Genomic DNA, 21,667 nt, shown 5'->3' on the forward strand with positions numbered 1-21,667 from the left:
ACAGGACCGAGTTGAAACACAAACGTGTGAACGACACAGATCCTGTGGGAGCGTGGCTTGCCAGCGAAGGCGTCATCAGCGTTTCATCGCCCACTCAGCCCGCCCCGAACCTCAACACGCTATACTCCCGCTCTTTTTTCCGGAGCGACGTCATGTCCCTGCCTAGCCTGCGCCTCAAAGCCAACGCCGACCGTCGCCTGCGAAACGGCCACTTGTGGGTCTACAGCAACGAAATCGATGTAGCCGCCACCCCGTTGCACGGCTTCAAGGCCGGCGACCAGGCGATCCTCGAAGCGGCCGGTGGCAAGCCGCTAGGCATCGTCGCCATGAGCCCGAACAACCTGATCTGCGCACGCCTGCTGTCGCGCGACATCAAGTTGCCGCTGGACAAATCGCTGCTGGTGCATCGCCTGAACGTCGCCCTGTCCCTGCGCGATCGCCTGTTCGACAAGCCGTTCTATCGCCTGGTCTACGGCGACTCCGACCTGCTGCCAGGTCTGGTGGTCGACCGTTTCGGCGACATTCTGGTGGTGCAGATCGCTTCGGCGACCATGGAAGCCCATAAAGACGACGTGATCGCGGCCCTGACCCAAGTGCTCAAGCCAAGCGGCATTCTGTTCAAGAACGACTCCGCGGCGCGTGATGCCGAAGGCCTCAACCGCTACGTCGAAACCGTGTTCGGCCTGGTGCCGGAGTGGGTGGCGCTGGAAGAGAACGGCGTAAAGTTCGAAGCGCCGGTCATTCAAGGCCAAAAAACCGGCTGGTTCTACGACCACCGCATGAACCGCGCACGCCTGGCCCCTTACGCCAAAGGCAAGCGCGTACTCGATCTCTACAGCTACATCGGTGGCTGGGGCGTGCAAGCGGCCGCGTTCGGTGCCACTGAAGTATTCTGCGTCGACGCATCGGCCTTCGCCCTCGACGGCGTCGAGCGCAACGCCGCGCTGAACGGTGTCGCCGAAAAAATGACTTGCATCGAAGGCGACGTCTTCGAAGCTCTCAAAGAGCTGAAAGCCAGCGAAGAACGTTTCGACGTGATCGTGGCCGACCCGCCGGCGTTCATCAAACGCAAAAAAGACATGAAGAACGGTGAAGGCGCCTACCGTCGCCTGAACGAGCAAGCCATGCGCCTGCTGAGCAAGGACGGCATCCTCGTCAGCGCTTCGTGCTCGATGCACCTGCCGGAAGATGACCTGCAGAACATCCTGCTCAACAGCGCCCGCCACCTGGATCGCAATATCCAGATGCTGGAACGCGGCGGTCAGGGACCGGATCATCCGGTACACCCGGCCATCGCTGAAACTCGCTACATCAAGAGCATTACTTGTCGGTTGCTGCCAAACAGTTAACCGCTCCCCCTGTAGGAGCGAGCTCGCTCGCGAAGAACGTCAACGATAACGCGGGGTGCCTGACACCCCGCAGCGATCTCAGGTTTCTGGCGAGCGAGCTCGCTCCTACAAGATTTCAGGAACAGTCCCACACCCGCGTCATTGACTTATCCCCTCATCAAATCAACCCTCGAATCACCCTCACGGACCGAGAGCGTTGTTTGATGCCTCACGTCACACACTCCAAAGAACAGTCGTCGATCATCCTGCTGCTGATGACCGTGACGCTGTTGAGCGTCTTCCCTCTCGACGTTGTCCTGCCCTCCTTCCCTGCCCTGTCCGGGCACTTCCATATCCCCCCGCCAGACGTTGCCCTGTCCGTCAGCCTGTTCGCCGTCAGCCTGGCGTTTTCCATCTTGCTGGTCGGGCCGTTGTCGGACAGGTGGGGCAGGAAGAAGCTGCTGTTGGGGGGTATTGCCGTCGCGACAATAGGTGCAGCAGGTTGCGCGATCGCCAGCGACTACGGTTGGTTTCTGGTTTTTCGAATGGTCCAGGCGGTGGGTTGCGGCTCGTTTTCGCTTTCACAGGCACTTGTACAGGATGTCTTCATCGGCAGTGAGCGGGAGCGAGTCAGGATCTGGCTGGTGACGGGGAGCGGCGTGTTCATTTCGATCTCGCCGTTGTTGGGGACCTGGCTGCAATCGAATCTTGGCTGGCAGGGCAGCTTTTACGTCTTTATCACACTGGCAACTGTTGTCTGGTTCAACGCTTACAGGCTGCTCAAGGAAATCCCGCCTGATCGAGCGTCAACGAAAAGGGGGTTTTTCAACACCTATTGGGGGCTATGTTCAGATTTACGATTCATGGGGTATTGGCTGATTTCGGCTTTGGCCTTCGCGTGTCACTTCTCGTTCATAGTGACTTCTCCCATTCTTTTCATGGAGCGTCTCGCGCTCTCGCCGTACCAATATGCCTGGGCGTTATTGCTGTACGGTGTGGCGTATGTATTCGGTGGAATGTTGGCCAGCGTGCTGTATCGACTACTTCCAGCCAACACCCAGATCATCCTCGGTTTGAGCTTGATCGCTGTTTCTGGAGTGGTCATGCTGTGGCTGACTTACCAGTTCGGTCTTGCCGTGGAGACGGTACTGGTCTCGATGCTGATTTGTACCGTCGGAACAACGATAGTCAGGCCCGTCGTCAATTCCAAAGCCATGAATCTCTTTCCGAATAATGCCGGCGCGTCGACGTCGGTGGGTGCGATGTTGATCTTCATGTTTGGCGGTGTGGTCAGCGCGGTGGTCAATCTGGTGCCGGAGGACATAACCACTACTCTGGCGCTTGGCTTCCTGGTGATGAGCGTTGCAGGTCTTGGTTTGAATGCACTGATTTCCCGTCAAACAATCCGTAGGAGCGAGCATGCTCGCGAAGAACGTCAACGATAACGCTGGGGGCCTGACACCCCGCGGCGGTCTCAGGTTTTTCACGAGCAAGCTCGCTCCTACAGTTTTCCGACATATCCAGAACTACTGTCACAACGACGACTGTCTGTCCCGCATCTACCGTTTCTCTTCACATCCCAGGAGAGGACAACGGAATGTCCGGCACACAAAAAGCACATCGTTTACGTACGGGCCGTCATTCGGAATCCGGCCGTGTTTATCTACTCACCGCAGTCACCCATGAACGGCAACCGATCTTCAAAGATTGGCGCGTGGGCCGTTTGGTCGTGCATGAGTTCAGAAGAACTCAGGAAGCTGGTGATACCACCTCAGTTGCCTGGGTGGTCATGCCGGATCACATTCACTGGTTGGTTGAATTGCAAAACGGTGATTTGCCAAAACTGATGCGGGTAACCAAATCCCGCAGTGCCCGACTTATCAATCAGGCCAGAGGCTTCTCAGCTCCTGTATGGCAAAAGGGCTACTTCGACCGAGCCCTTCGTCGAGAGGACGATTTGAAAGCGATGGCGCGCTACATCATCGCCAATCCAATGCGCGCAGGACTGGTGAATCGCATCGGTGATTACCCGCTGTGGGACGCCATCTGGCTCTAAACGCTCCCTCACTGTAGGAGCGAGCTTGCTCGCGAAGAACGTCAACGATAACGCTGGGCGCCTGACATCCCGCGGCGCGCTCAGGTTTTTTCGCGAGCAAGCTCGCTCCTACGGTGCGGCATCCACCTGTCTGTTGAGTGCAGCGACCATTCCCTCCCGCCACCAGCCGTGTAGAATCGCGACATTCATCGCCAGTCATCCCCCGGCGGGTTTATGAGCTCAAGCTGAAGCGCGCGGCGATCCCGCAAAGTTATCGGCAACTTCCGGACACACGGCCATTTCTGAGTGTTCCAGACGTCAACAGAAGCTCACTTCCCTTTTGATACCTGATTAGCCGCCCGGAGTGCTTCATGCCTGATTACCGCTCGAAAACATCCACCCACGGCCGCAACATGGCCGGCGCCCGCGCACTGTGGCGCGCCACAGGGATGAAGGATGACGACTTCAAAAAGCCGATCATCGCCATAGCCAACTCCTTCACCCAGTTCGTACCGGGCCATGTCCACCTCAAGGACCTGGGGCAACTGGTCGCCCGCGAAATCGAACGCGCTGGCGGTGTAGCCAAAGAATTCAACACCATTGCCGTGGACGACGGCATCGCCATGGGCCACGACGGCATGCTGTATTCGCTGCCGAGCCGCGAGATCATCGCCGACTCCGTCGAGTACATGGTCAACGCCCACTGCGCCGATGCGATCGTCTGCATCTCCAACTGCGACAAGATCACCCCCGGCATGCTGATGGCGTCCCTGCGCCTGAATATCCCGGTGATCTTCGTCTCCGGCGGTCCGATGGAAGCCGGCAAGACCAAACTCGCCTCCCACGGCCTCGACCTGGTCGACGCCATGGTGATCGCCGCCGACGCCAGCGCTTCTGACGAGAAAGTCGCCGAGTACGAGCGCAGCGCCTGCCCGACGTGCGGTTCGTGCTCCGGCATGTTCACCGCCAACTCGATGAACTGCCTGGTTGAAGCACTGGGTCTGGCCTTGCCGGGCAACGGTTCGACGTTGGCTACCCACAGCGACCGCGAACAGCTGTTCCTGCAGGCCGGCCGCACCATCGTCGAGCTGTGCAAGCGTTACTACGGCGAGAACGACGAGTCGGTGTTGCCGCGCAACATCGCCAACTTCAAGGCGTTCGAAAACGCCATGACCCTGGACATCGCCATGGGCGGTTCCACCAACACCATCCTGCACTTGCTGGCCGCCGCCCAGGAAGCCGAGATCGATTTCGACCTGCGTGACATCGACCGTCTCTCCCGTCATGTGCCGCAACTGTGCAAAGTCGCGCCGAACATCCAGAAGTACCACATGGAAGATGTGCACCGTGCCGGCGGGATCTTCAGCATCCTCGGCTCGCTGGCCCGCGGTGGCCTGCTGCACACCGAACTGCCGACCGTGCACAGCAAGACCCTGGCCGAAGGCATCGCCAAGTGGGACATCACCCAGACCGACGACGAAGCGGTGCATCACTTTTTCAAGGCCGGTCCTGCTGGCATTCCGACGCAAACAGCGTTCAGCCAGTCGACACGCTGGGAAACCCTGGATGACGATCGTGAAAACGGCTGCATCCGCAGTGTCGAACATGCCTACTCGAAAGAAGGCGGCCTAGCCGTTCTCTACGGCAACATCGCGCTGGACGGTTGCGTGGTTAAAACCGCTGGTGTCGACGAGTCGATCCACGTGTTTGAAGGCAACGCGAAGATCTTCGAAAGCCAGGACAGCGCCGTACGCGGCATCCTCGCGGACGAAGTGAAGGCCGGCGACATCGTGATCATCCGTTACGAAGGCCCGAAAGGCGGCCCGGGCATGCAGGAAATGCTGTACCCGACGTCGTACCTGAAATCCAAAGGTCTGGGCAAAGCCTGCGCCCTGCTGACCGACGGCCGTTTCTCCGGCGGCACCTCGGGCCTGTCCATCGGTCACGCATCGCCAGAAGCGGCAGCGGGTGGCGCGATTGGTCTGGTGCAGGACGGCGACAAAGTGCTGATCGACATTCCGAACCGCTCGATCAACCTGTTGATCAGCGATGAAGAAATGGCCGGGCGACGTGCCGAGCAGGACCAGAAAGGCTGGAAGCCTGTGGAAAAACGTCCACGCAAAGTGACCACCGCACTGAAGGCCTACGCCCTGCTGGCGACCAGCGCCGACAAGGGTGCTGTGCGTAACAAGGCGATGCTGGACGGGTTGTAAGGCTTAACCGTCGAACAAAAAAAATACCCCGCCAAGCGCGGGGTATTTTTTTGCACACAACTCGATCAACTGTAGGAGCGAGCTTGCTCGCGATGGGCGCAAGGACACCGCGTTAAATCAGAAAGTACGCGTCATCGTTAACGACCATCGCGAGCAAGCTCGCTCCTACAGTGAATCTAAAGCCCGTCTTACTGGATTTCTGCCGGCGTCACGACTACCCAATTCTTGTCCGCCGTCACCGGCAACCCTTCTTTGGCCTGAGCCGCGGCGTGCTTGGCCATCATGCCGTTAATCTGGGTCATGTATTTGTCTTTGCGGTTGACCCAAAGGTGGATGCCGCCCTTGGCCACGTCGACGCTGTGGAACAACATGAACCCATCGCTGGTGGGTGTATCGCCACCGACCAGGACCGGTTTTTTCCACTCGTCGATATACGTCAGAATTGCTGCCTGCTTACCGGCCATCCAGGTCGCCGGGGTCCAAAGGTATGGGGTCAGCTCGAGGCCGAGGTTGGCCTTCTCGTCATACTTGCCCGCGGTGATCTGCTTGCGCGCCGTGGTCAGCTCACCGGACTTTTGATCCTTGAGAAGCAGGCTCACGCCGATCACGTTCTGCGGTTTGACGTTGTAGCCGTACTTGGGATCGGCGGCGACCATACGCACCAGTTCTTCGGAAGCGGCGGTCATCACGTAGACCTCGATGCCGTTCTCCATCAGCTTGTTGTAGAGCTCTTGCTGGCCGGTGAAGATTTTCGGCGGATTGACCTCGAGGTTCTTGACCACGTCGCCTTCGTAGTAAGTGGCCGGCACCGGTTTTCCGGAGGCCATCAACTCGTCGACATAGCCCTTGAGTTCCTGGAGCGTGAAACCGGAGAACACCTGGGCGACCCATGGATAGCAAACCATGTCGTCAAGTTCGCAGAGGCGGTAGTAGTAGCTGAACAGGCTTTCCTTGTGGTCGGCGGTGTCCTTGAACGGCATCAGTTTCAGGGAGGGATCGAGTTTCTCGCGGGTGATCAGACCCTTGTTCTCCATGAACGGCAGCAACGACTCTTCGAGGTCGTAACGGTAACTGGTGTTGTCCATGTCGAACACCGCATAGTTACCTTTGTTGGCGTTGGCCGCGATCATCGCGTCCAGCGCCTTGGCCTGATCGGCTGGCCAGTGCTTCAAATCCGTGGCGACGGCCTGACCGGCAAGGCCTATGCAGAGTGCAGCGAGCAAAAATTTCGGTGCGAACTTCATCGGCAATTCTCCCTGAATGAAAGACACCGACGCTAACAAATACCTGTGACAGTCCTCGTCCGTCAGCGACAGCCAACAAACCCATCGCGCCAGCTGCATCCCTGTGAGCGACACGTGCTTATTCCAGAAACGACAGTTATCAGACTTTTTTGGTATTAATTCATTTGAAATCAAGCTGTTAGGCTTGCCGGTTCGCAGCTGCCCCGGAAGGCAGCTGGCACATGTCTAATGGGAGTTCCAATGAATCTGCCGCTGATTCTCAATCTGCTGGTGTTCCTCGCCCTGCTGTTCGGCCTGGCGCAAACCCGTCACACCACGTGGAGCCTGGCGAAAAAAGTCCTGCTCGCACTGGTGTTGGGCGTGGTGTTCGGTGTCGCTTTGCACTCGATTTACGGTGCCGGCAACCCGGTGCTGAAAGCCTCGATCGGCTGGTTCGATCTGGTGGGTAACGGTTATGTGCAGCTGCTGCAAATGATCGTGATCCCGCTGGTGTTCGCCTCGATCCTCAGCGCCGTGGCGCGCCTGCACAACGCTTCGTCGCTGGGCAAGATCAGTTTCCTGACCATCGGTACGCTGCTGTTCACCACGGCCATCGCGGCGCTGATCGGTATCTGTCTGACCAACCTGTTCGGCCTGACCGCTGAAGGCCTGGTTGCCGGCACGCAGGAAATGGCCCGCTTACACACCATCCAGACCGACTACGCGGGCAAGGTCGCGGACCTGAATGTGCCGCAGTTGCTGCTGTCGTTCATCCCCCAGAACCCGTTCGCCGATCTGGCTCGCGCCAAGCCGACGTCGATCATCAGCGTGGTGATTTTCGCGGCATTCCTCGGGATCGCCGCGCTCCAGTTGCTGAAGGATGACGTCGAGAAAGGTCAGAAAGTGATCAACGCCATCGACACCCTGCAAGCCTGGGTCATGCGTCTGGTGCGTCTGGTGATGAAGCTGACCCCGTATGGCGTACTGGCGCTGATGACCAAAGTGGTCGCCGGTTCCAACTTGCAAGACATCATCAAGCTCGGCAGTTTTGTGGTGGTGTCCTACCTCGGCCTGGGCCTGATGTTTGTAGTCCACGGCGTGTTGGTGTCGGCGGCCGGAATCAACCCGCTGCGCTTCTTCCGCAAGATCTGGCCGGTGCTGACGTTTGCCTTCACCAGCCGCTCGAGCGCGGCGACGATCCCGCTGAGCATCGAAGCGCAGACCAGCCGCTTGGGCATTCCGCAGTCAATCGCCAGCTTCGCCGCTTCGTTCGGCGCGACCATTGGCCAGAACGGCTGTGCCGGCCTGTACCCGGCGATGTTGGCGGTGATGGTGGCACCGACCGTGGGCATCAATCCGCTGGACCCGTTGTGGATCGCAACGCTGGTGGCGATTGTGACCTTGAGTTCGGCCGGTGTGGCGGGCGTGGGCGGTGGCGCGACGTTCGCGGCGCTGATCGTGTTGCCGGCGATGGGCTTGCCAGTGTCACTGGTGGCGTTGCTGATTTCGGTTGAGCCGCTGATTGACATGGGTCGCACGGCGTTGAACGTGAGTGGTTCGATCACGGCCGGGGCGATTACCAGCCAGATGATGCAGCAGACGGATAACGAGCTGCTGGATGCGGATGAGCATTCGGAGTTGGCTCACGCTTAAGTCTTTATCGACAGGACAGGCCTCATCGCGAGCAAGCTCGCTCCCACAGGGATCGCAGGTGTTCACACGATTTGTGTTTCACCTCGGCCACTGTGGGAGCGAGCTTGCTCGCGATGCTTTTAAGCTCTTTCCCAGACTTCGAAGTTGTAGGCAGGCTTATCCGCTTCGGCCGGATTCGGGGTGTTGGACACCAACTTCCACTGGTTCAAATCAAACTCCGGAAACCACGCATCCCCTTCCGGGCTCAACGCCACGCGCGTCAGATACATCCGGTCCGCCTGCGCCAACCCTTGCGCATACAACTGCGCCCCACCAATCAGCATCAACTCAGCGACGCCTTGCTCCTTCGCCCACGCTTCAGCGCGAACCACCGCAGCCTCCAGCGACGGATAAACCTCCGCGCCTTCCAGCACCAGATCCGCCTGACGGCTGACTACGATGTTCAACCGGCCCGGCAGTGGACGACCCAGGGAATCCCAGGTCTTGCGCCCCATGATGATCGGCTTGCCCAGAGTGTTGGCCTTGAAGTATTTGAAGTCCCCCGGCAAGTGCCAGGGCATGCTGTTGTCGACGCCGATCACGCGGTTTTCACCGAGGGCTGCGATCAGGCTGAGGGGGAGTGATTTAGTCATGCCGGCGAGGATACCAGAGCCTCCCTTCCCCCGATAAGCGCCACAGCGGTTATGCTCACAGCTCAATTGAGCGACGGGATGCCGCGTGACTGAACTGAATAACCTCTGGCTGACGGAAACCATCCGCCTGCGTGAAGAACACGCCGGCCCTCTGGATGACCTGGAAGCCAACCGAATGGCCCGCACCGCGGGTGGCGACCTGCCGACACGGATTCAACGTCGAGCCTTGTGGCTCGCTGAACGCGACGGTTTGACCGAAGCCCTCAGACATTGGCTGCAAGGCGCGCGACTGGCGCTGATCGTGATGGCGGTGCTCGCGGTGGTCAGCGGCGCCGGGCTGGCGTTTGCCGCGCTTGGCGATGGGCAAAACCCAGTGAATGTGTTCTGGGCACTGGGCAGTCTACTCGGGCTGAACCTGATTCTCTTGCTGAGCTGGGCGCTGGGCCTGATGTTCGCTGGCGAACACGGCGCAACGCTGGGACGTTTGTGGCTGTGGCTCAGCGAAAAACTCGCCCGCGACGCCAAAGCCGTGCAACTGGCACCAGCGCTGCTGTTGTTGTTGCAACGCCGGAAACTCAATCGCTGGGCGCTCGGCATGCTGATCAATGGCATGTGGTTGCTGGCGATGCTCAGCGCGTTGGTCATCCTGCTGATGCTGATGGCGACCCGGCGCTACGGTTTCGTCTGGGAAACCACCCTGCTCAGTGCCGATACGTTTGTGGCCATGACTCAAGGGCTTGGCGCCCTTCCCGCCCTGCTTGGGTTCAGTGTGCCCACGGTGGACATGATCCGCGCCAGCGGCGATGCCGCGCTGAACATCGAAAGCGCCCGTCAGGCCTGGGCTGCATGGCTGGTCGGCGTGCTGGTGATTTACGGCATTGTGCCGCGCCTGCTTCTGGCGCTGTTCTGCCTGTGGCGCTGGAAAAGTGGCCGGGGCACTTTGCATCTGGACCTGAGCCTGCCCGGTTACGCCCAACTGCGCGAACGCTTGATGCCCACCAGCGAACGCCTGGGCATCAGCGATGCCGCGCCCGAGCATCTACATCGCGTCGAAAGCGGTGTCAGTGAATTGCAAAGCGACGGCGCGCTGCTGGTCGCCATCGAGCTCGACAACCAACGTCCATGGCCGCCGCCCTTGCCGAAAACCGTGAGCGATGCGGGCGTCCTCGACAGCCGCGAATCGCGCAACAAACTCCTCGAACAGCTCAGCCGTTTCCCTCCCGCCCGCCTGGCCATCGCCTGCGACCCACGGCGTTCGCCGGATCGCGGCAGCCTCGCGCTGATCGCCGAACTGGCCCGCAGCGCCAGCGCCACCCGCGTCTGGCTGCTGCAAGCGCCGCCCGGCGAAGCGCTGGACGCCGAACGCCTCGGCGACTGGCACGTGGCGCTGCAACAGCTTGAACTGCCGTTCGCCGACAGCGCGCCGTTGAACTGGCTGGAGACCGGTCATGACTAATCCGTGGAAAGCGCCGTTGAAGCTCGCCGTGGTTGGCCACACTAATGTCGGCAAAACCTCGCTGCTACGCACGCTGACACGGGATGTCGGTTTCGGCGAAGTCTCCCATCGCCCAAGCACCACGCGTCACGTCGAAGGCGCGCGGTTGTCGGTGGACGGCGAGCCGTTGCTCGACCTGTTTGACACTCCGGGGCTCGAAGACGCCATCGCCCTGCTCGACTATCTCGAACGCCTGGAGCGTCCCGGCGAACGCCTCGACGGTCCGGCGCGACTGGCGCGATTCCTTGAAGGCAGCGAAGCCCGGCAGCGGTTCGAACAGGAAGCCAAGGTGCTGCGGCAACTGCTCACCTGCGACGCCGGCCTCTATGTGATCGACGCTCGCGAACCGGTGCTCTCCAAGTATCGCGACGAACTTGAAGTGCTGGCCAGCTGCGGCAAACCGCTGCTGCCGGTGCTGAATTTCGTCAGCAGCGCCAACCACCGCGAGCCGGATTGGCGCGAAGCGCTGGCACGCTTGGGCTTGCACGCTCTGGTGCGTTTCGACAGCGTTGCGCCGCCAGAAGATGGCGAACGGCGACTCTACGAAAGCCTCGCGCTGCTGCTGGAAAACTCTCGTCCGCAACTTGAGCGTCTGATCGCTGATCAACAGGCCCAGCGTCTGGCCCGGCAACAAAGTGCGGCGCGGCTGATTGCCGAATTGTTGATCGATTGCGCGGCGTGCCGGCGTAGCGTGGTCAGCGACGCCGAGCAAGAACAGCAAGCCATCAGCGAACTGCGCAAAGCGGTTCGACAACGTGAACAACGCTGCGTCGAAGCCCTGCTCAAGCTCTACGCCTTCCGCCCACAGGACGCGGCGGCCAGTGATCTGCCGCTGCTCGATGGCCGTTGGCGCGATGATCTGTTCAACCCGGAAACCCTCAAGCAATTGGGCGTGCGCGTCGGCGGCGGCATCGCGGCCGGCGCGGTGGCCGGGGCGGGAGTGGATCTGCTGGTCGGCGGTCTGACCCTCGGCGCGGCGGCACTGGCCGGCGCGATTGCCGGCGGCGCCCTGCAAACCGCGCGCAGTTATGGCAGCCGGTTGCTGGGCAAGATCAAGGGGCAGCGAGAATTGACGGTCGATGACAGCGTGTTGCGATTGTTGGCGTTGCGCCAGCGACAGTTGCTGCGGGCGCTGAATGCGCGCGGTCATGCGGCAATGGACAGCATCCAGGTCGCCACGCCCCAGGACAAGACCTGGCGCGAAGGCAAACTGCCCGAAGCCCTGAACAAGGCTCGGGCGCATCCGCAGTGGTCGTCGCTGAATCCGCATTCGAAGTTGAGTCAGGCAGAGCGGCAGGAGCAGGTTGAGGTGTTGGCGCAGCAGCTTTGAATTTGCGGTGTCGGCTCTGGCCCTATCGCGAGCAAGCTCGCTCCCACAGGGTCCAGGGCGCTCACAAAACCTGTGGGAGCGAGCTTGCTCGCGATGGCCGTAACGCTGTTTCGCGGTCAAACGCTGATCTTCAAGAACTCCCGCACCAGCGACCTGACACGACTTCGATCCGTACGATCCGCTCGCCCATCATTATCCACATCCGAGCTCAATATCAGCTCGAACTCGCCATCGTTATCCAGATCACGGGCCGCTGCTTTATAGGCAATCACCGGCCCTTCATGAAAATGCAGCCGCACCGTTTCCGGCGAACCGTCAGCCGAGGGATTCTGCGAGAAGATGCGCAGGTGCCGCTCCTCGCCCTCACCGCGATTGAACCAGGCGCATTTCAAATAATTAGTGCTGAAAGATTTGAGCCGCTTGAGATCCGCATTCGTTGCCTTGCGCTGCAACTGGTCATCTTCATAAAACTCAAAATGAAGAGCATCTGCCACACCCTTCCCGCTTCGATCCTGTGCAATCACTTTCAAATAACGCATCCGTGCGCTTCCTTGGGAAAAGCCCAGACTGACCCGTCGCCGCAAGGCCAACTATCCACCGTTTCGCTATTGCCTGTGAGACAACTCAACGCGCCTCGCCAGACAAGACGCTCGCGGCTTTACGCTTCAACACGTCGAGATCCATCACCGGCACCCACATCTCCTTGGCCAGCTCATCCCACTGCCGCATGCGCAGACTGACGGCGCACAAAGGGTCTTGCTCGAAGGCCAGCGCTTCAGCCTCGGTCATCACGCCGCCCTGATATTCAAGGGTTCGGCGGCTGGCCTCGCTCAAACGCTCGTAGTACCCGGGCTCTTTGAGCGTCAGATAACGCTTGGCTTGGACGTGGTATTCCACCAGCCGCGCCACGCGCTCGCTGAAACCTGCCCGGCGCAAATAATCAGCGCCCAGCCGCTCGTGGCTGACCACGCCGAAACCGCCCATGGTCTCGGCGCTCTCGGCGCAGATGTGCCCGATGTCGTGGAAGAACGCGGCGAGCACCACCTCGTCATCGAAACCTTCCGCCATGGCCAGTTGTGCGGCCTGGGACATGTGCTCGATTTGCGACACCGGCTCGCCGATGTAATCACTGTCGCCAAAACGTTCGTACAGCGCGAATACCTCGTCGATCACTTGCGCAGTGCGGTCCATCAAAGCTCTCCCAATACCGTCGCGACATTACGTTCTGCCATGGCCGGCCCGACACTCATGCCGACGCCGGTGTGCATCAGTGCCACGCTCACGCCCGGCATCGGCCGCAGGAACGAAAACGGTCCTGGCCCCCGGGAACCATAGACACCCTGCCAGCGCTCGACCACTTGCACCTTGCAGCCCAACGTCTGCTCGGACAGTTCGATCATCCAGTCGTCCACTTGCTCGGCATTGAATGGCGAGGGGTCGCTGCCATAGTGATGGGAGTCGCCGATGATCAGTTCACCGTACGGCGTCGGGCTGATCAGCAGGTGAATGCCGTTTTCGTGCAGGTGCGGTTCTTCACGCAGGATTTGCGCCTGCACCGCCGCCGCTTCTGGCAGGTCCGCGAATGCACCGTAATGCACGCAACTCAAACCGGTGAGCAGCGCGTGTTGCAGGTTGAGGTTGATCTGCGGGCGGGCGCGGAGCATTTGCAGGCGGCAGATTTGCGGGTCAAGCGCGGCGATCGGCTCGGCGAGCAAGGTCTGATAATCGTGTCCCGAACAGACGATGATCTGCTCGGCGCTGAAGGTGCCGGCGGTGCTGTGCAAGCGGCCGGGCTCGATGTCGCGAACGAGAGTGGAGAAGTAAAACTCGACGTTCATTTCGCGGCGCAGGTAATCGATCAATGCCGGAATTGCTTCACGGGAATACAGTTGTTGATCGTCCATGCCGTGCAGCGCGGCGCGGTGATGGCTGAATTGGCCGCCGTATAAATCGCGCAATGCGGCGCCGCGCAGCAGTTCGACACGATAACCGTGTTCCACGGCTCGTCCCGCGCAAAAAGCTTCCAGCAGGTATTCTTCGGCTTCGGTGCGGGCGAACAGGTATGAGCCGTTGCGCTTGAGTTGCAGGCCGGCCAGTTGTGCCCATTGACCCCAAATCTCGCGGCTGGCTTTGGCCAGCTCCAGCATCGGGCCTGGCGGCTGACCGGTGACGAGGGCCTGGCCGAAGTTGCGCACCGAGGCACCGAGCGGCGTTTCGCTGCGTTCGAAAACCGTAACCTTCAGACCGCGTCTGGCGGCGGAGTAGGCGTGAGACAGGCCGAGGATGCCGGCGCCTACGATCAGCATGTCGTTGTGGTGTGTCATGGGTTTTTGTCCTGAATGACAGACCGCAATCGCGAGCAAGCTCGCTCCCACAGGTTCCGTGGCGACCACACAACCTGTGTCCACCCTAAATCCCTGTGGGAGCGAGCTTGCTCGCGATGGGGCCTGTCAGCCTACGAAGATTTACTTGGCAACCACTTTCTCGGATTTGCCGTCATAGCGCTTGCGCCACTCGGTCAGGATTTCATCGCGATTCTTCGACGCCCAGGCAAAGTCGTTCTTGATCAGGCGCTGCTCGTAATCCGCCGGCAATTCAGTCTGCGGCTTGGCAATCCCCGGCTGAGCAAGCACCGCGAAGTTCTCTTTATACAGCTCCATCGCCGCCGGACTTGCCGAGAAGTCAGCCAGTTTCTTGGCGGCCTCTTCATGTGGCGTGCCTTTGATCACGGCAGTCGCTTCGATCTCCCAACCCAGGCCTTCTTTCGGCAGGATGATGTCCAGCGGTGCACCTTTACGCTTCAACTGAACGGCCGGGTATTCGAAGGAAATGCCAATCGGGAATTCACCCGCAGCCGCCAGTTTGCAAGGCTTCGAACCGGAGTGAACGTACTGCCCGATGTTCTGGTGCAGGTCGTCCATGTACTGCCAGCCCTGCTTCTCGCCGAATGTTTGCAGCCAGGCGCTGACATCGAGGAAACCGGTGCCGGACGAGGCCGGGTTCGGCATTACAATTTTGCCTTTGTACTCAGGCTTGGTCAGGTCCTGCCAGCTCACGGGTTTGGTCAAACCCTGCTTCTCGGCTTCGACGGTGTTGAAGCAAATGGTCGCAGCCCACACGTCCATGCCGACCCAGGCGGGCGGGTTGGCGGCGTCGCGGTAGTTGCCGCCGATTTTGCCCAGGTCTTTCGGCGCGTAGCTTTGCAGCATGCCTTGCTGATCGAGAATCGCCAGGCTGGAAGCGGCCAGGCCCCAGACAGCATCAGCCTGCGGGCGGGCTTTTTCGGCCAGCAGCTTGGCGGTGATGATGCCGGTGGAGTCGCGTACCCACTTGATCTCGACATCCGGGTTGGCTTTTTCGAAGGCTTCTTTGTAGGTCTTCAGCTGTTCGGCTTCGAGGGCGGTGTACACCGTCAACTCAGTGGTCGCCGCGAAGGCGTTCAGGCTGAAAGCGGTGAGGACAGCAGCGGCCAGGGCCAGGGGCTTGAACATGATCTTTTCCTGTTTTGAGTTGAGGTGACGGGATCGCAAATCAGTGACCGGGCGCGGTCTGCCGCCAGGCCTGGGAGCGGCGCAGCAAACCGCGCGAAGCCCAGGCCAGCAGCAGCGAAACGCCCGCCGAGGTGAATAGAATCAACGTGGACATCGCCGCCGCGCCGCCGACGTTGCCGGCGTCGTCCATGTTCAGCACCGCCACCGCCGCGAGGATGGTGTCGGGGCTGTAGAGGAAGATCGCCGCCGAGACGGTGGTCATGGCCGAGACGAACAGATAGCGCACGATGTCCAGTAGCGCCGGCAGGCAGATCGGCACGGTGACCCGCAGGTAATGCCGATACAGCGGCGCCTTGAGCGACAGCGCGGCGGCTTCGAACTCGGCGTCGAGTTGGCGCAGTGCGGTGGTGGCGGTCATTTGCGCGGTGGTTAAATAGTGCGCAATGGTGCAGACCACCAGCAGGGTCATGGTCCCGTAGAGCACATGCAACGGGTTGTCGGTGAGGTTGAAGAAGAAGACGTAACCCAAACCGAGCACCAGACCCGGCACCGCCATCGGTACGAAACTGAGCATGCGCAGCGTCAGATTCAGTCCCGGCTGGCTCTTGGTTTTTTCCATCAGGTACGCGCCGGTGAAGATCAGCACGCTGCCGATCAACGCTGTGCATACAGCCATCTTCACGCTGTTGCCGTAGGCCAGCCAGCCACCGCCGGCGGTGTCATTGAACTGGTAATGGTTGAGCGACAGCGACAGGTTGTAGGGCCAGAACTTCACCAGCGACGAGAACACCGCCATGCCGAACACCAGCAATAACACCGCGCAGATCAGCAGCACGATGGCCAGGTAGCAGCCGTCGCGAAGTTTCGACGGCGCCGGTTGAAAGACCTGCGCGCGGCCGCTCATGGAGTCGCCGTGACGCCGACGCAACCAGGCATCCACCGCGAAGCTGAACAGCGCCGGCAGCAGCAGAACCATGCCGATCAACGCACCGCGTCCGAACTGTTGCTGGCCGACCACGGCTTTGTAGGCTTCCAGCGCCAGCACCTGATAGTCGCCGCCGACCACCACGGGCACGCCGAAGTCAGTGATGGTCAACGTGAAGACCAAACAGAACGCGGCGAACACCGCCTGACGGGTTGCTGGCCAGGTGATGCTGCGAAAGGCTTTGGCCGGACTGGCGCCCATGCTGGAGGCGGCATCGAAGAGTCGCGCATCCGCCAGAGACAGGGCTGACAGCAAAATCATCAGCGCATGTGGGAAGGTGTAGATGACCTCACCCAGAACGATGCCCCAGAAACCGTAAATATTGTCCGAGAGCAAACCGCGCAACATGCCCTGATTGCCGAACAGGTAAACCAGCGCGATACCGGGCAACATCGACGGCGCCATCAGCGGCAGCAGCGACATCCCGCGCCAGAGGCCTTTGCCCGGAATCAAGGTGCGTTGCAGCGCGTAGGCAAACAGATAAGCCAGTGGTACGACGATGGCCGCGACGCTGAGGGAGACTTTCAGACTATTGCCGAGCAGCCAGTGGAAATTCGCACTGCTGACCAGCTCACGGGCAGCCACCAGACCACCGCCCTGCCCGGCTTCCGAACTGAAGCCGCGCCAGAAGATCGCCAGCAACGGCATCAACACGGCGACGCCCAGCAACACCAGCAGCAGGACTTTGCCACCGACCACAAACACCCGGTCGCCGATCTCGGCACGGGAGGTCTGCCGAACCTGCTTGCGCGGTATCGGCAGCGCGATGTTCGCGCTCATCAGGCAAACACCTGCAGGCTGCGCGGCGGCAAGGCGACCATGATTTGCTGAGCACCGAGGCGCGGCATGGCTTCCGGTGCCAGTTCTGCCAGCAACGCATGGCCCGGCAGTTGATCGAGTTCGAAGCTCATGCGGCAACGGTTGCCGAGGAAGGTGATTTCGCGAACCTTGGCCGGGAACAGGTTTTCCTCATGCACCAGCGGGTTGACGTTGATCGCCTCGGGACGGCAGAACAACCGGCCTGACGCAGTTTTTACGCTGCCATCGGCCAGACGCATGTTCATCCCGCCGACCCGGGCGTGGCTGTCGCTGCTGCGGTGGAAGGGCAGCCAATTGCCCTGACCGACAAACTCCGCCACGAACGGCGTGGCCGGGCGGTCATAGATTTCCTGCGGCGTGGCGTACTGCTCGACCTTGCCATTGTTCATCACGGCGATGCGGTCGGCCATCAGCATGGCTTCGTCCTGATTGTGGGTGACCATCAGGGTGGTGATGCCGAGGCTGCGTTGAAGTTGACGCAGTTCGGTGCACAGGTGCTCACGGACCCGTGCGTCGAGCGCCGACATCGGTTCGTCCAGCAGCAACAAGGATGGCGCCGGTGCCAAGGCGCGGGCCAGTGCGACACGTTGCTGTTGGCCACCGGACAATTGGCCGGGGTACTTTTTCTCACTACCGGTCAGGCCGACCAGTTCCAGCATCTGACCGACACGTGTGCGCACTTCATCACGACCGCTACCGGCGAGGCCGTAGGCAATGTTCGCCTCGACGGTGAGATTGGGGAACAGCGCGTAGGACTGAAACAGAATACCGTAGTCGCGGGCCTGAGGTGCCAGGTGAGAAACGTTGCGATCGCCGAGGTACAACTCGCCGCTGTCCTGCTTCTCCAGACCGGCGATGCAGCGCAGCAAGGTGGTTTTGCCACAGCCCGACGGGCCCAGCAGACACACCAGTTCACCGGCCGCCACGTCCAGGGAAACGTTATCCAGCGCAGTGAAGGCGCCGAAGCGTTTCTGCACGCCGCGCACCCTCATCGGGGCGCCGGGGTTGGTCAGGGCAGTTGCAATCGAGTGGTTCATGGACGGGCCTCATCAAGCAGATGAAGCTCATCCTAGGGATGTAATGCGTCCGTCATGTGGCAGTGAGGCCAAAACGGCTGATAGTGGTATTCGGGGATTTGGGTTGAGGTTTTGTGGTGCCTGATCTGCCGCCATCGCGAGCAAGCTCGCTCCCACAGGGGGAACGCAGTCAACTAATGTGGGAGCGAGCTTGGTCGCGAAGAGGCCCGAACAGGCAATGGAGATCTCAGGCGGGGGCCATTTCCTGCGCCAACCCGAGAAACGCCGCCGGTAGCCGTGCACCTTTTCGCTCCTTGAGGCAATACAAATACTCGGGAATCTGCGGTGCATTCTCGATGGTCAGCACGCGCAGTTGCGGATCATGCGGCACTTCCTGCCGGGCAATGATGCTGATCCCGATGTTGCGCAGCACCGCCTCGCGAATCGACTCTCGACTGCCAATCTCCAGCAACGGCCCGAAACTTACCCCGGCGCTGGCCAGCAATTCCTCGGTCAACCGCCGAGTGGTCGAGCCCGATTCCCGCATCAACAACGTATGCCCGGCCAACGCGCTGAGCGGCACATGTTCGTGCACCGCCAGCGGATGACTGCGATGCACCGCCAACACCAGCGGATCGCTGCCGAGCACCCGGCGAATCAGTCGCGCGTCGTCGAGCAGTTGCGAGGAAGCGGCGACGTCGACCCGGTAATCCTCCAGCGCCTCCAGCACCTGCTGCGAGTTGCCGATTTCCACCGACACTTCCACCTGAGGCAAGCGCTCGCGAAAGGTTTTCACCAGATCGAGGATGTAATACGGCGCCGTGGCGGCGATGCGCAACGTACCCTCGACCTGGCCGCTGTTGCGCAGAAAGAACTCGATGTCGGCTTCCTGCTGCAACAACGCCTTGACCATCGGCAACAAACGCGCACCGTCATCGCTGACGCTGAGGCGGCGCCCGCCCCGGTAGAACAGTTCAACCGAGTACTGGCTTTCCAGGTTGCGGATTTGCGTCGTCACCGTGGGCTGGCTCAGGCCGAGCTTTTTCGCTGCCAGTGTAATACTGCCCAGGCGGGCCACCATGTAAAACGCCTTCAGCTCGGCACTCAGCACACCCGCTCCTCATCGATTATTTGCGTAACAGGCGTAACCCGTTGAACACCACCAGCAGGCTCACACCCATGTCGGCGAACACCGCCATCCACATGGTGGCGATCCCGGCGAAGGTTACCCCAAGAAAGATAGCCTTGATGACCAATGCGAGCGCGATGTTCTGTTTAAGGATGCTCGACGTCTGCCGCGACAAACGGATGAATGCGGGTATTTTGCGCAGGTCGTCGTCCATCAGGGCGACATCCGCAGTCTCGATGGCAGTATCGGTACCCGCGGCGGCCATCGCAAAACCAATCTCGGCACGTGCCAGCGCCGGAGCATCGTTGATCCCGTCGCCGACCATACCGACGTGGTGGCCCTGTGCATAAAGTGCTTCGATGGCTTGCAGTTTGTCGGTCGGCAGCAGATCGCCCTTGGCTTCGTCGATGCCGACGTGCGCGGCAATCGCCTGAGCGGTGTGGACGTTGTCGCCGGTCAGCATCAGGGTTTTGATGCCCAGATCGTGCAGTTGCTGGATCGCTTCGCGGCTGGATTCCTTCACCGTATCGGCCACGGCGAACAACGCCAAGGGTCCGGATTGGTCGAGCAACAGCACTACGGACTTGCCCTGTTTCTCCAGCGCAAACAGCTTTTCTTCCAGCGTCGGCGAACACAGGTTCAGCTCTTCGACCAGGCGATGGTTGCCCAAGTGGTAAGTATGACCGTTGATCTCACCACGAACACCTCGACCGGCCAGGGCTTCGAAGTTATCCACAACGAGCGGCGCGAAGGGTTTATCTACAGCGGCGTTGGCGATGGCCAGCGACACCGGGTGGTCCGAACGCCCCGCCAACGCTGCGGCAATCGCCGGCGCCGAGGCATCGGCCGTGGGATCAAGCGACAGATAATCGGTCTGCACCGGCTTGCCGTGGGTGATCGTGCCGGTCTTGTCCAACGCCAGGTAGTCGAGTTTGTAACCACCTTCCAGATAAACGCCGCCCTTGACCAGAATCCCTTTGCGCGCCGCCGCCGCGAGGCCGCTGACGATGGTCACCGGGGTGGAAATCACCAATGCGCAGGGGCACGCGACCACCAGCAACACCAGCGCGCGATAGATCCAGTCGAACCATAGCGCGCCCATGAACAGCGGCGGAATCACCGCCACCGCAAGTGCGAAGATAAACACGGCGGGGGTATAGATTTTCGAAAACCGGTCAACGAAGCGCTGAGTCGGTGCCCGCGCGCCTTGAGCCTGTTCGACGGCGTGAATGATCCGCGCCAAGGTCGAATTGTTGGCCTCGGCGGTCACGGAATACTCCAGAGAACCCGCCTGGTTGATGGTGCCGGCAAACACCTTGTCGCCGACGGTTTTCTCTACGGGCAGGCTTTCGCCGGTGATCGGCGCCTGATCGATGGTTGAACTGCCCAATACGACTTCACCGTCCAGGCCAATCCGCTCACCGGGCCGAACGCGTACCCGTGCACCCAGCTCGATGATTTTGACGTCCTGCACAACCCAGCTGCCGTCGGCCTGAAGTACCGTGGCTTGCTCCGGCGTCATCTGCATCAGACCACCGATGGCGTTGCGCGCCCGGTCCAGGGATTTGGCTTCGATTAACTCGGCCACAGCGAACAGGAACATCACCATCGCCGCTTCCGGCCACTGCCCGATCAGGATCGCGCCGGTCACGGCGATGCTCATCAGCGCATTGATGTTCAGGTTGAGGTTTTTCAGGGCGATCCAGCCCTTTTTATACGTGCTGAGTCCGCCGCTGAGGATCGAGATCAGCGCGATGATGGCCACGACCCAGTTGGGCGCAGCATTGGTGAAGTGGATCACTTCGGCGGCCAGCGCGGTCACGCCGGACAGCGCCAATGGCCACCACGACTTTTTCTCGGGCGCCGTAGCTGGCGCTTCGACACCCTGCTCCAGCGGCTCGGCCTGCATGCCGAGGGACTTGATCGCGTCGATGATTGGCGCGGTGCTCGGCAGGTCGTGAGTGACGCCCAACACGCGGTTGATCAGGTTGAATTCCAGCTGCTGCACGCCCTCGAGTTTGCCCAGTTTGTTCTGGATCAGCGTCTGCTCGGTCGGGCAGTCCATTGCATCAATGCGGAAGCTGCTCAACCGCGCGTTGGCGGTTGGTGCTTCGCTGAGTTTGATCAGCGATGGCGCAGCCGCTTTGGAAGAACAGCAGGAATCCCCGTGGCCGCCATGGTCATGTTTTTGCACAGGCTGCAGCTTATGGCTGTGATCGTGAACAGCCTCGGGTGTGTGGGTGTGTTGGGAATCGCTCATTGGGTCGCGTCCATGAAGGTGCCTGTTGCCAAGTAAAGACCCTGTAGCCACTATAGGG

17 protein-coding genes are annotated in these 21,667 nt (G+C 60.6%); 7 read left to right on the forward strand and 10 right to left on the reverse strand.

Annotation, left to right across the window (positions count from 1 at the left end; genetic code table 11):
- The first annotated feature begins 152 nt into the window (after nt 1–152).
- The 4 genes from ACYZT9_RS25245 to ilvD all read left to right on the forward strand — a co-directional run bounded on the left by ACYZT9_RS25245 (nt 153) and on the right by ilvD (nt 5,576).
- On the forward strand, nt 153–1,349 hold the full coding sequence (locus ACYZT9_RS25245; protein ID WP_462007888.1) for a class I SAM-dependent rRNA methyltransferase: 1,197 nt from the start codon (nt 153–155) through the stop codon (nt 1,347–1,349).
- A gap of 203 nt (nt 1,350–1,552) precedes the next feature.
- A complete protein-coding gene (locus tag ACYZT9_RS25250) occupies nt 1,553–2,773 on the forward strand; it encodes an MFS transporter (protein ID WP_462007889.1) in 1,221 nt (406 codons plus the stop codon).
- A gap of 152 nt (nt 2,774–2,925) precedes the next feature.
- Complete coding sequence (locus ACYZT9_RS25255; protein ID WP_462007890.1) at nt 2,926–3,384, forward strand: REP-associated tyrosine transposase; 459 nt, start codon at nt 2,926–2,928, stop codon at nt 3,382–3,384.
- A gap of 350 nt (nt 3,385–3,734) precedes the next feature.
- Nucleotides 3,735–5,576, forward strand: a complete 1,842-nt coding sequence (gene ilvD / locus ACYZT9_RS25260) for a dihydroxy-acid dehydratase (protein WP_462007891.1) — start codon at nt 3,735–3,737, stop codon at nt 5,574–5,576.
- 188 nt (nt 5,577–5,764) lie between these two features.
- On the opposite strand, the gene ACYZT9_RS25265 is transcribed toward ilvD, so the two are convergent.
- Nucleotides 5,765–6,820, reverse strand: a complete 1,056-nt coding sequence (locus ACYZT9_RS25265; protein WP_462007892.1) for an HAD family hydrolase — start codon at nt 6,818–6,820, stop codon at nt 5,765–5,767.
- Between the two features lie 240 nt (nt 6,821–7,060).
- Between ACYZT9_RS25265 and ACYZT9_RS25270 the strand changes: the two genes are divergently transcribed.
- The gene (locus ACYZT9_RS25270) at nt 7,061–8,452 is read left to right on the forward strand and encodes an L-cystine transporter (protein WP_462007893.1); all 1,392 of its coding nucleotides are present in this window, start codon (nt 7,061–7,063) and stop codon (nt 8,450–8,452) included.
- Nucleotides 8,453–8,571: 119 nt separating this feature from the next.
- Here the strand turns inward: ACYZT9_RS25270 and ACYZT9_RS25275 are convergent, their stop codons facing one another.
- A complete protein-coding gene (locus ACYZT9_RS25275; RefSeq protein WP_462007894.1) occupies nt 8,572–9,084 on the reverse strand; it encodes a dihydrofolate reductase in 513 nt (170 codons plus the stop codon).
- Nucleotides 9,085–9,169: 85 nt separating this feature from the next.
- Here ACYZT9_RS25275 and ACYZT9_RS25280 point away from each other — a divergent pair, with 85 nt between their 5' ends.
- Together ACYZT9_RS25280 and ACYZT9_RS25285 are read left to right on the forward strand one after the other, a co-directional pair.
- The gene (locus ACYZT9_RS25280; protein ID WP_462007895.1) at nt 9,170–10,540 is read left to right on the forward strand and encodes a DUF2868 domain-containing protein; all 1,371 of its coding nucleotides are present in this window, start codon (nt 9,170–9,172) and stop codon (nt 10,538–10,540) included.
- Nucleotides 10,533–11,909: a GTPase/DUF3482 domain-containing protein gene (locus ACYZT9_RS25285; RefSeq protein WP_462007896.1), complete on the forward strand. Its 1,377-nt coding sequence runs from the start codon at nt 10,533–10,535 to the stop codon at nt 11,907–11,909. The genes ACYZT9_RS25280 and ACYZT9_RS25285 overlap by 8 nt, the downstream gene beginning before the upstream one ends.
- A 116-nt stretch (nt 11,910–12,025) precedes the next feature.
- On the opposite strand, the gene ACYZT9_RS25290 is transcribed toward ACYZT9_RS25285, so the two are convergent.
- From ACYZT9_RS25290 to ACYZT9_RS25325, 8 genes are all read right to left on the reverse strand, one after another.
- Complete coding sequence (locus tag ACYZT9_RS25290) at nt 12,026–12,448, reverse strand: hypothetical protein (protein WP_462007897.1); 423 nt, start codon at nt 12,446–12,448, stop codon at nt 12,026–12,028.
- An 85-nt stretch (nt 12,449–12,533) separates the two neighbouring features.
- Nucleotides 12,534–13,100, reverse strand: coding sequence for a phosphonate degradation HD-domain oxygenase (locus ACYZT9_RS25295; protein ID WP_462007898.1), 567 nt, complete (start codon nt 13,098–13,100; stop codon nt 12,534–12,536).
- Nucleotides 13,100–14,233: a TIGR03364 family FAD-dependent oxidoreductase gene (locus tag ACYZT9_RS25300; protein WP_462007899.1), complete on the reverse strand. Its 1,134-nt coding sequence runs from the start codon at nt 14,231–14,233 to the stop codon at nt 13,100–13,102. The genes ACYZT9_RS25295 and ACYZT9_RS25300 overlap by 1 nt, the downstream gene beginning before the upstream one ends.
- A gap of 141 nt (nt 14,234–14,374) precedes the next feature.
- A complete protein-coding gene (locus tag ACYZT9_RS25305) occupies nt 14,375–15,400 on the reverse strand; it encodes a putative 2-aminoethylphosphonate ABC transporter substrate-binding protein (RefSeq protein WP_462007900.1) in 1,026 nt (341 codons plus the stop codon).
- A 40-nt stretch (nt 15,401–15,440) separates the two neighbouring features.
- On the reverse strand, nt 15,441–17,165 hold the full coding sequence (locus ACYZT9_RS25310; protein ID WP_462007901.1) for a putative 2-aminoethylphosphonate ABC transporter permease subunit: 1,725 nt from the start codon (nt 17,163–17,165) through the stop codon (nt 15,441–15,443).
- Nucleotides 17,165–18,241, reverse strand: coding sequence for a putative 2-aminoethylphosphonate ABC transporter ATP-binding protein (locus ACYZT9_RS25315; RefSeq protein WP_462007902.1), 1,077 nt, complete (start codon nt 18,239–18,241; stop codon nt 17,165–17,167). The genes ACYZT9_RS25310 and ACYZT9_RS25315 overlap by 1 nt, the downstream gene beginning before the upstream one ends.
- Nucleotides 18,242–18,467: 226 nt before the next feature.
- Nucleotides 18,468–19,331 (reverse strand): LysR family transcriptional regulator, encoded by an 864-nt coding sequence (locus ACYZT9_RS25320; RefSeq protein WP_462007903.1) that lies wholly within the window; start codon nt 19,329–19,331, stop codon nt 18,468–18,470.
- 16 nt (nt 19,332–19,347) lie between these two features.
- Nucleotides 19,348–21,609, reverse strand: a complete 2,262-nt coding sequence (locus ACYZT9_RS25325; protein ID WP_462007904.1) for a heavy metal translocating P-type ATPase — start codon at nt 21,607–21,609, stop codon at nt 19,348–19,350.
- Nucleotides 21,610–21,667: the final 58 nt, after the last annotated feature.

Source organism: Pseudomonas sp. ZT5P21 (assembly GCF_054897785.1).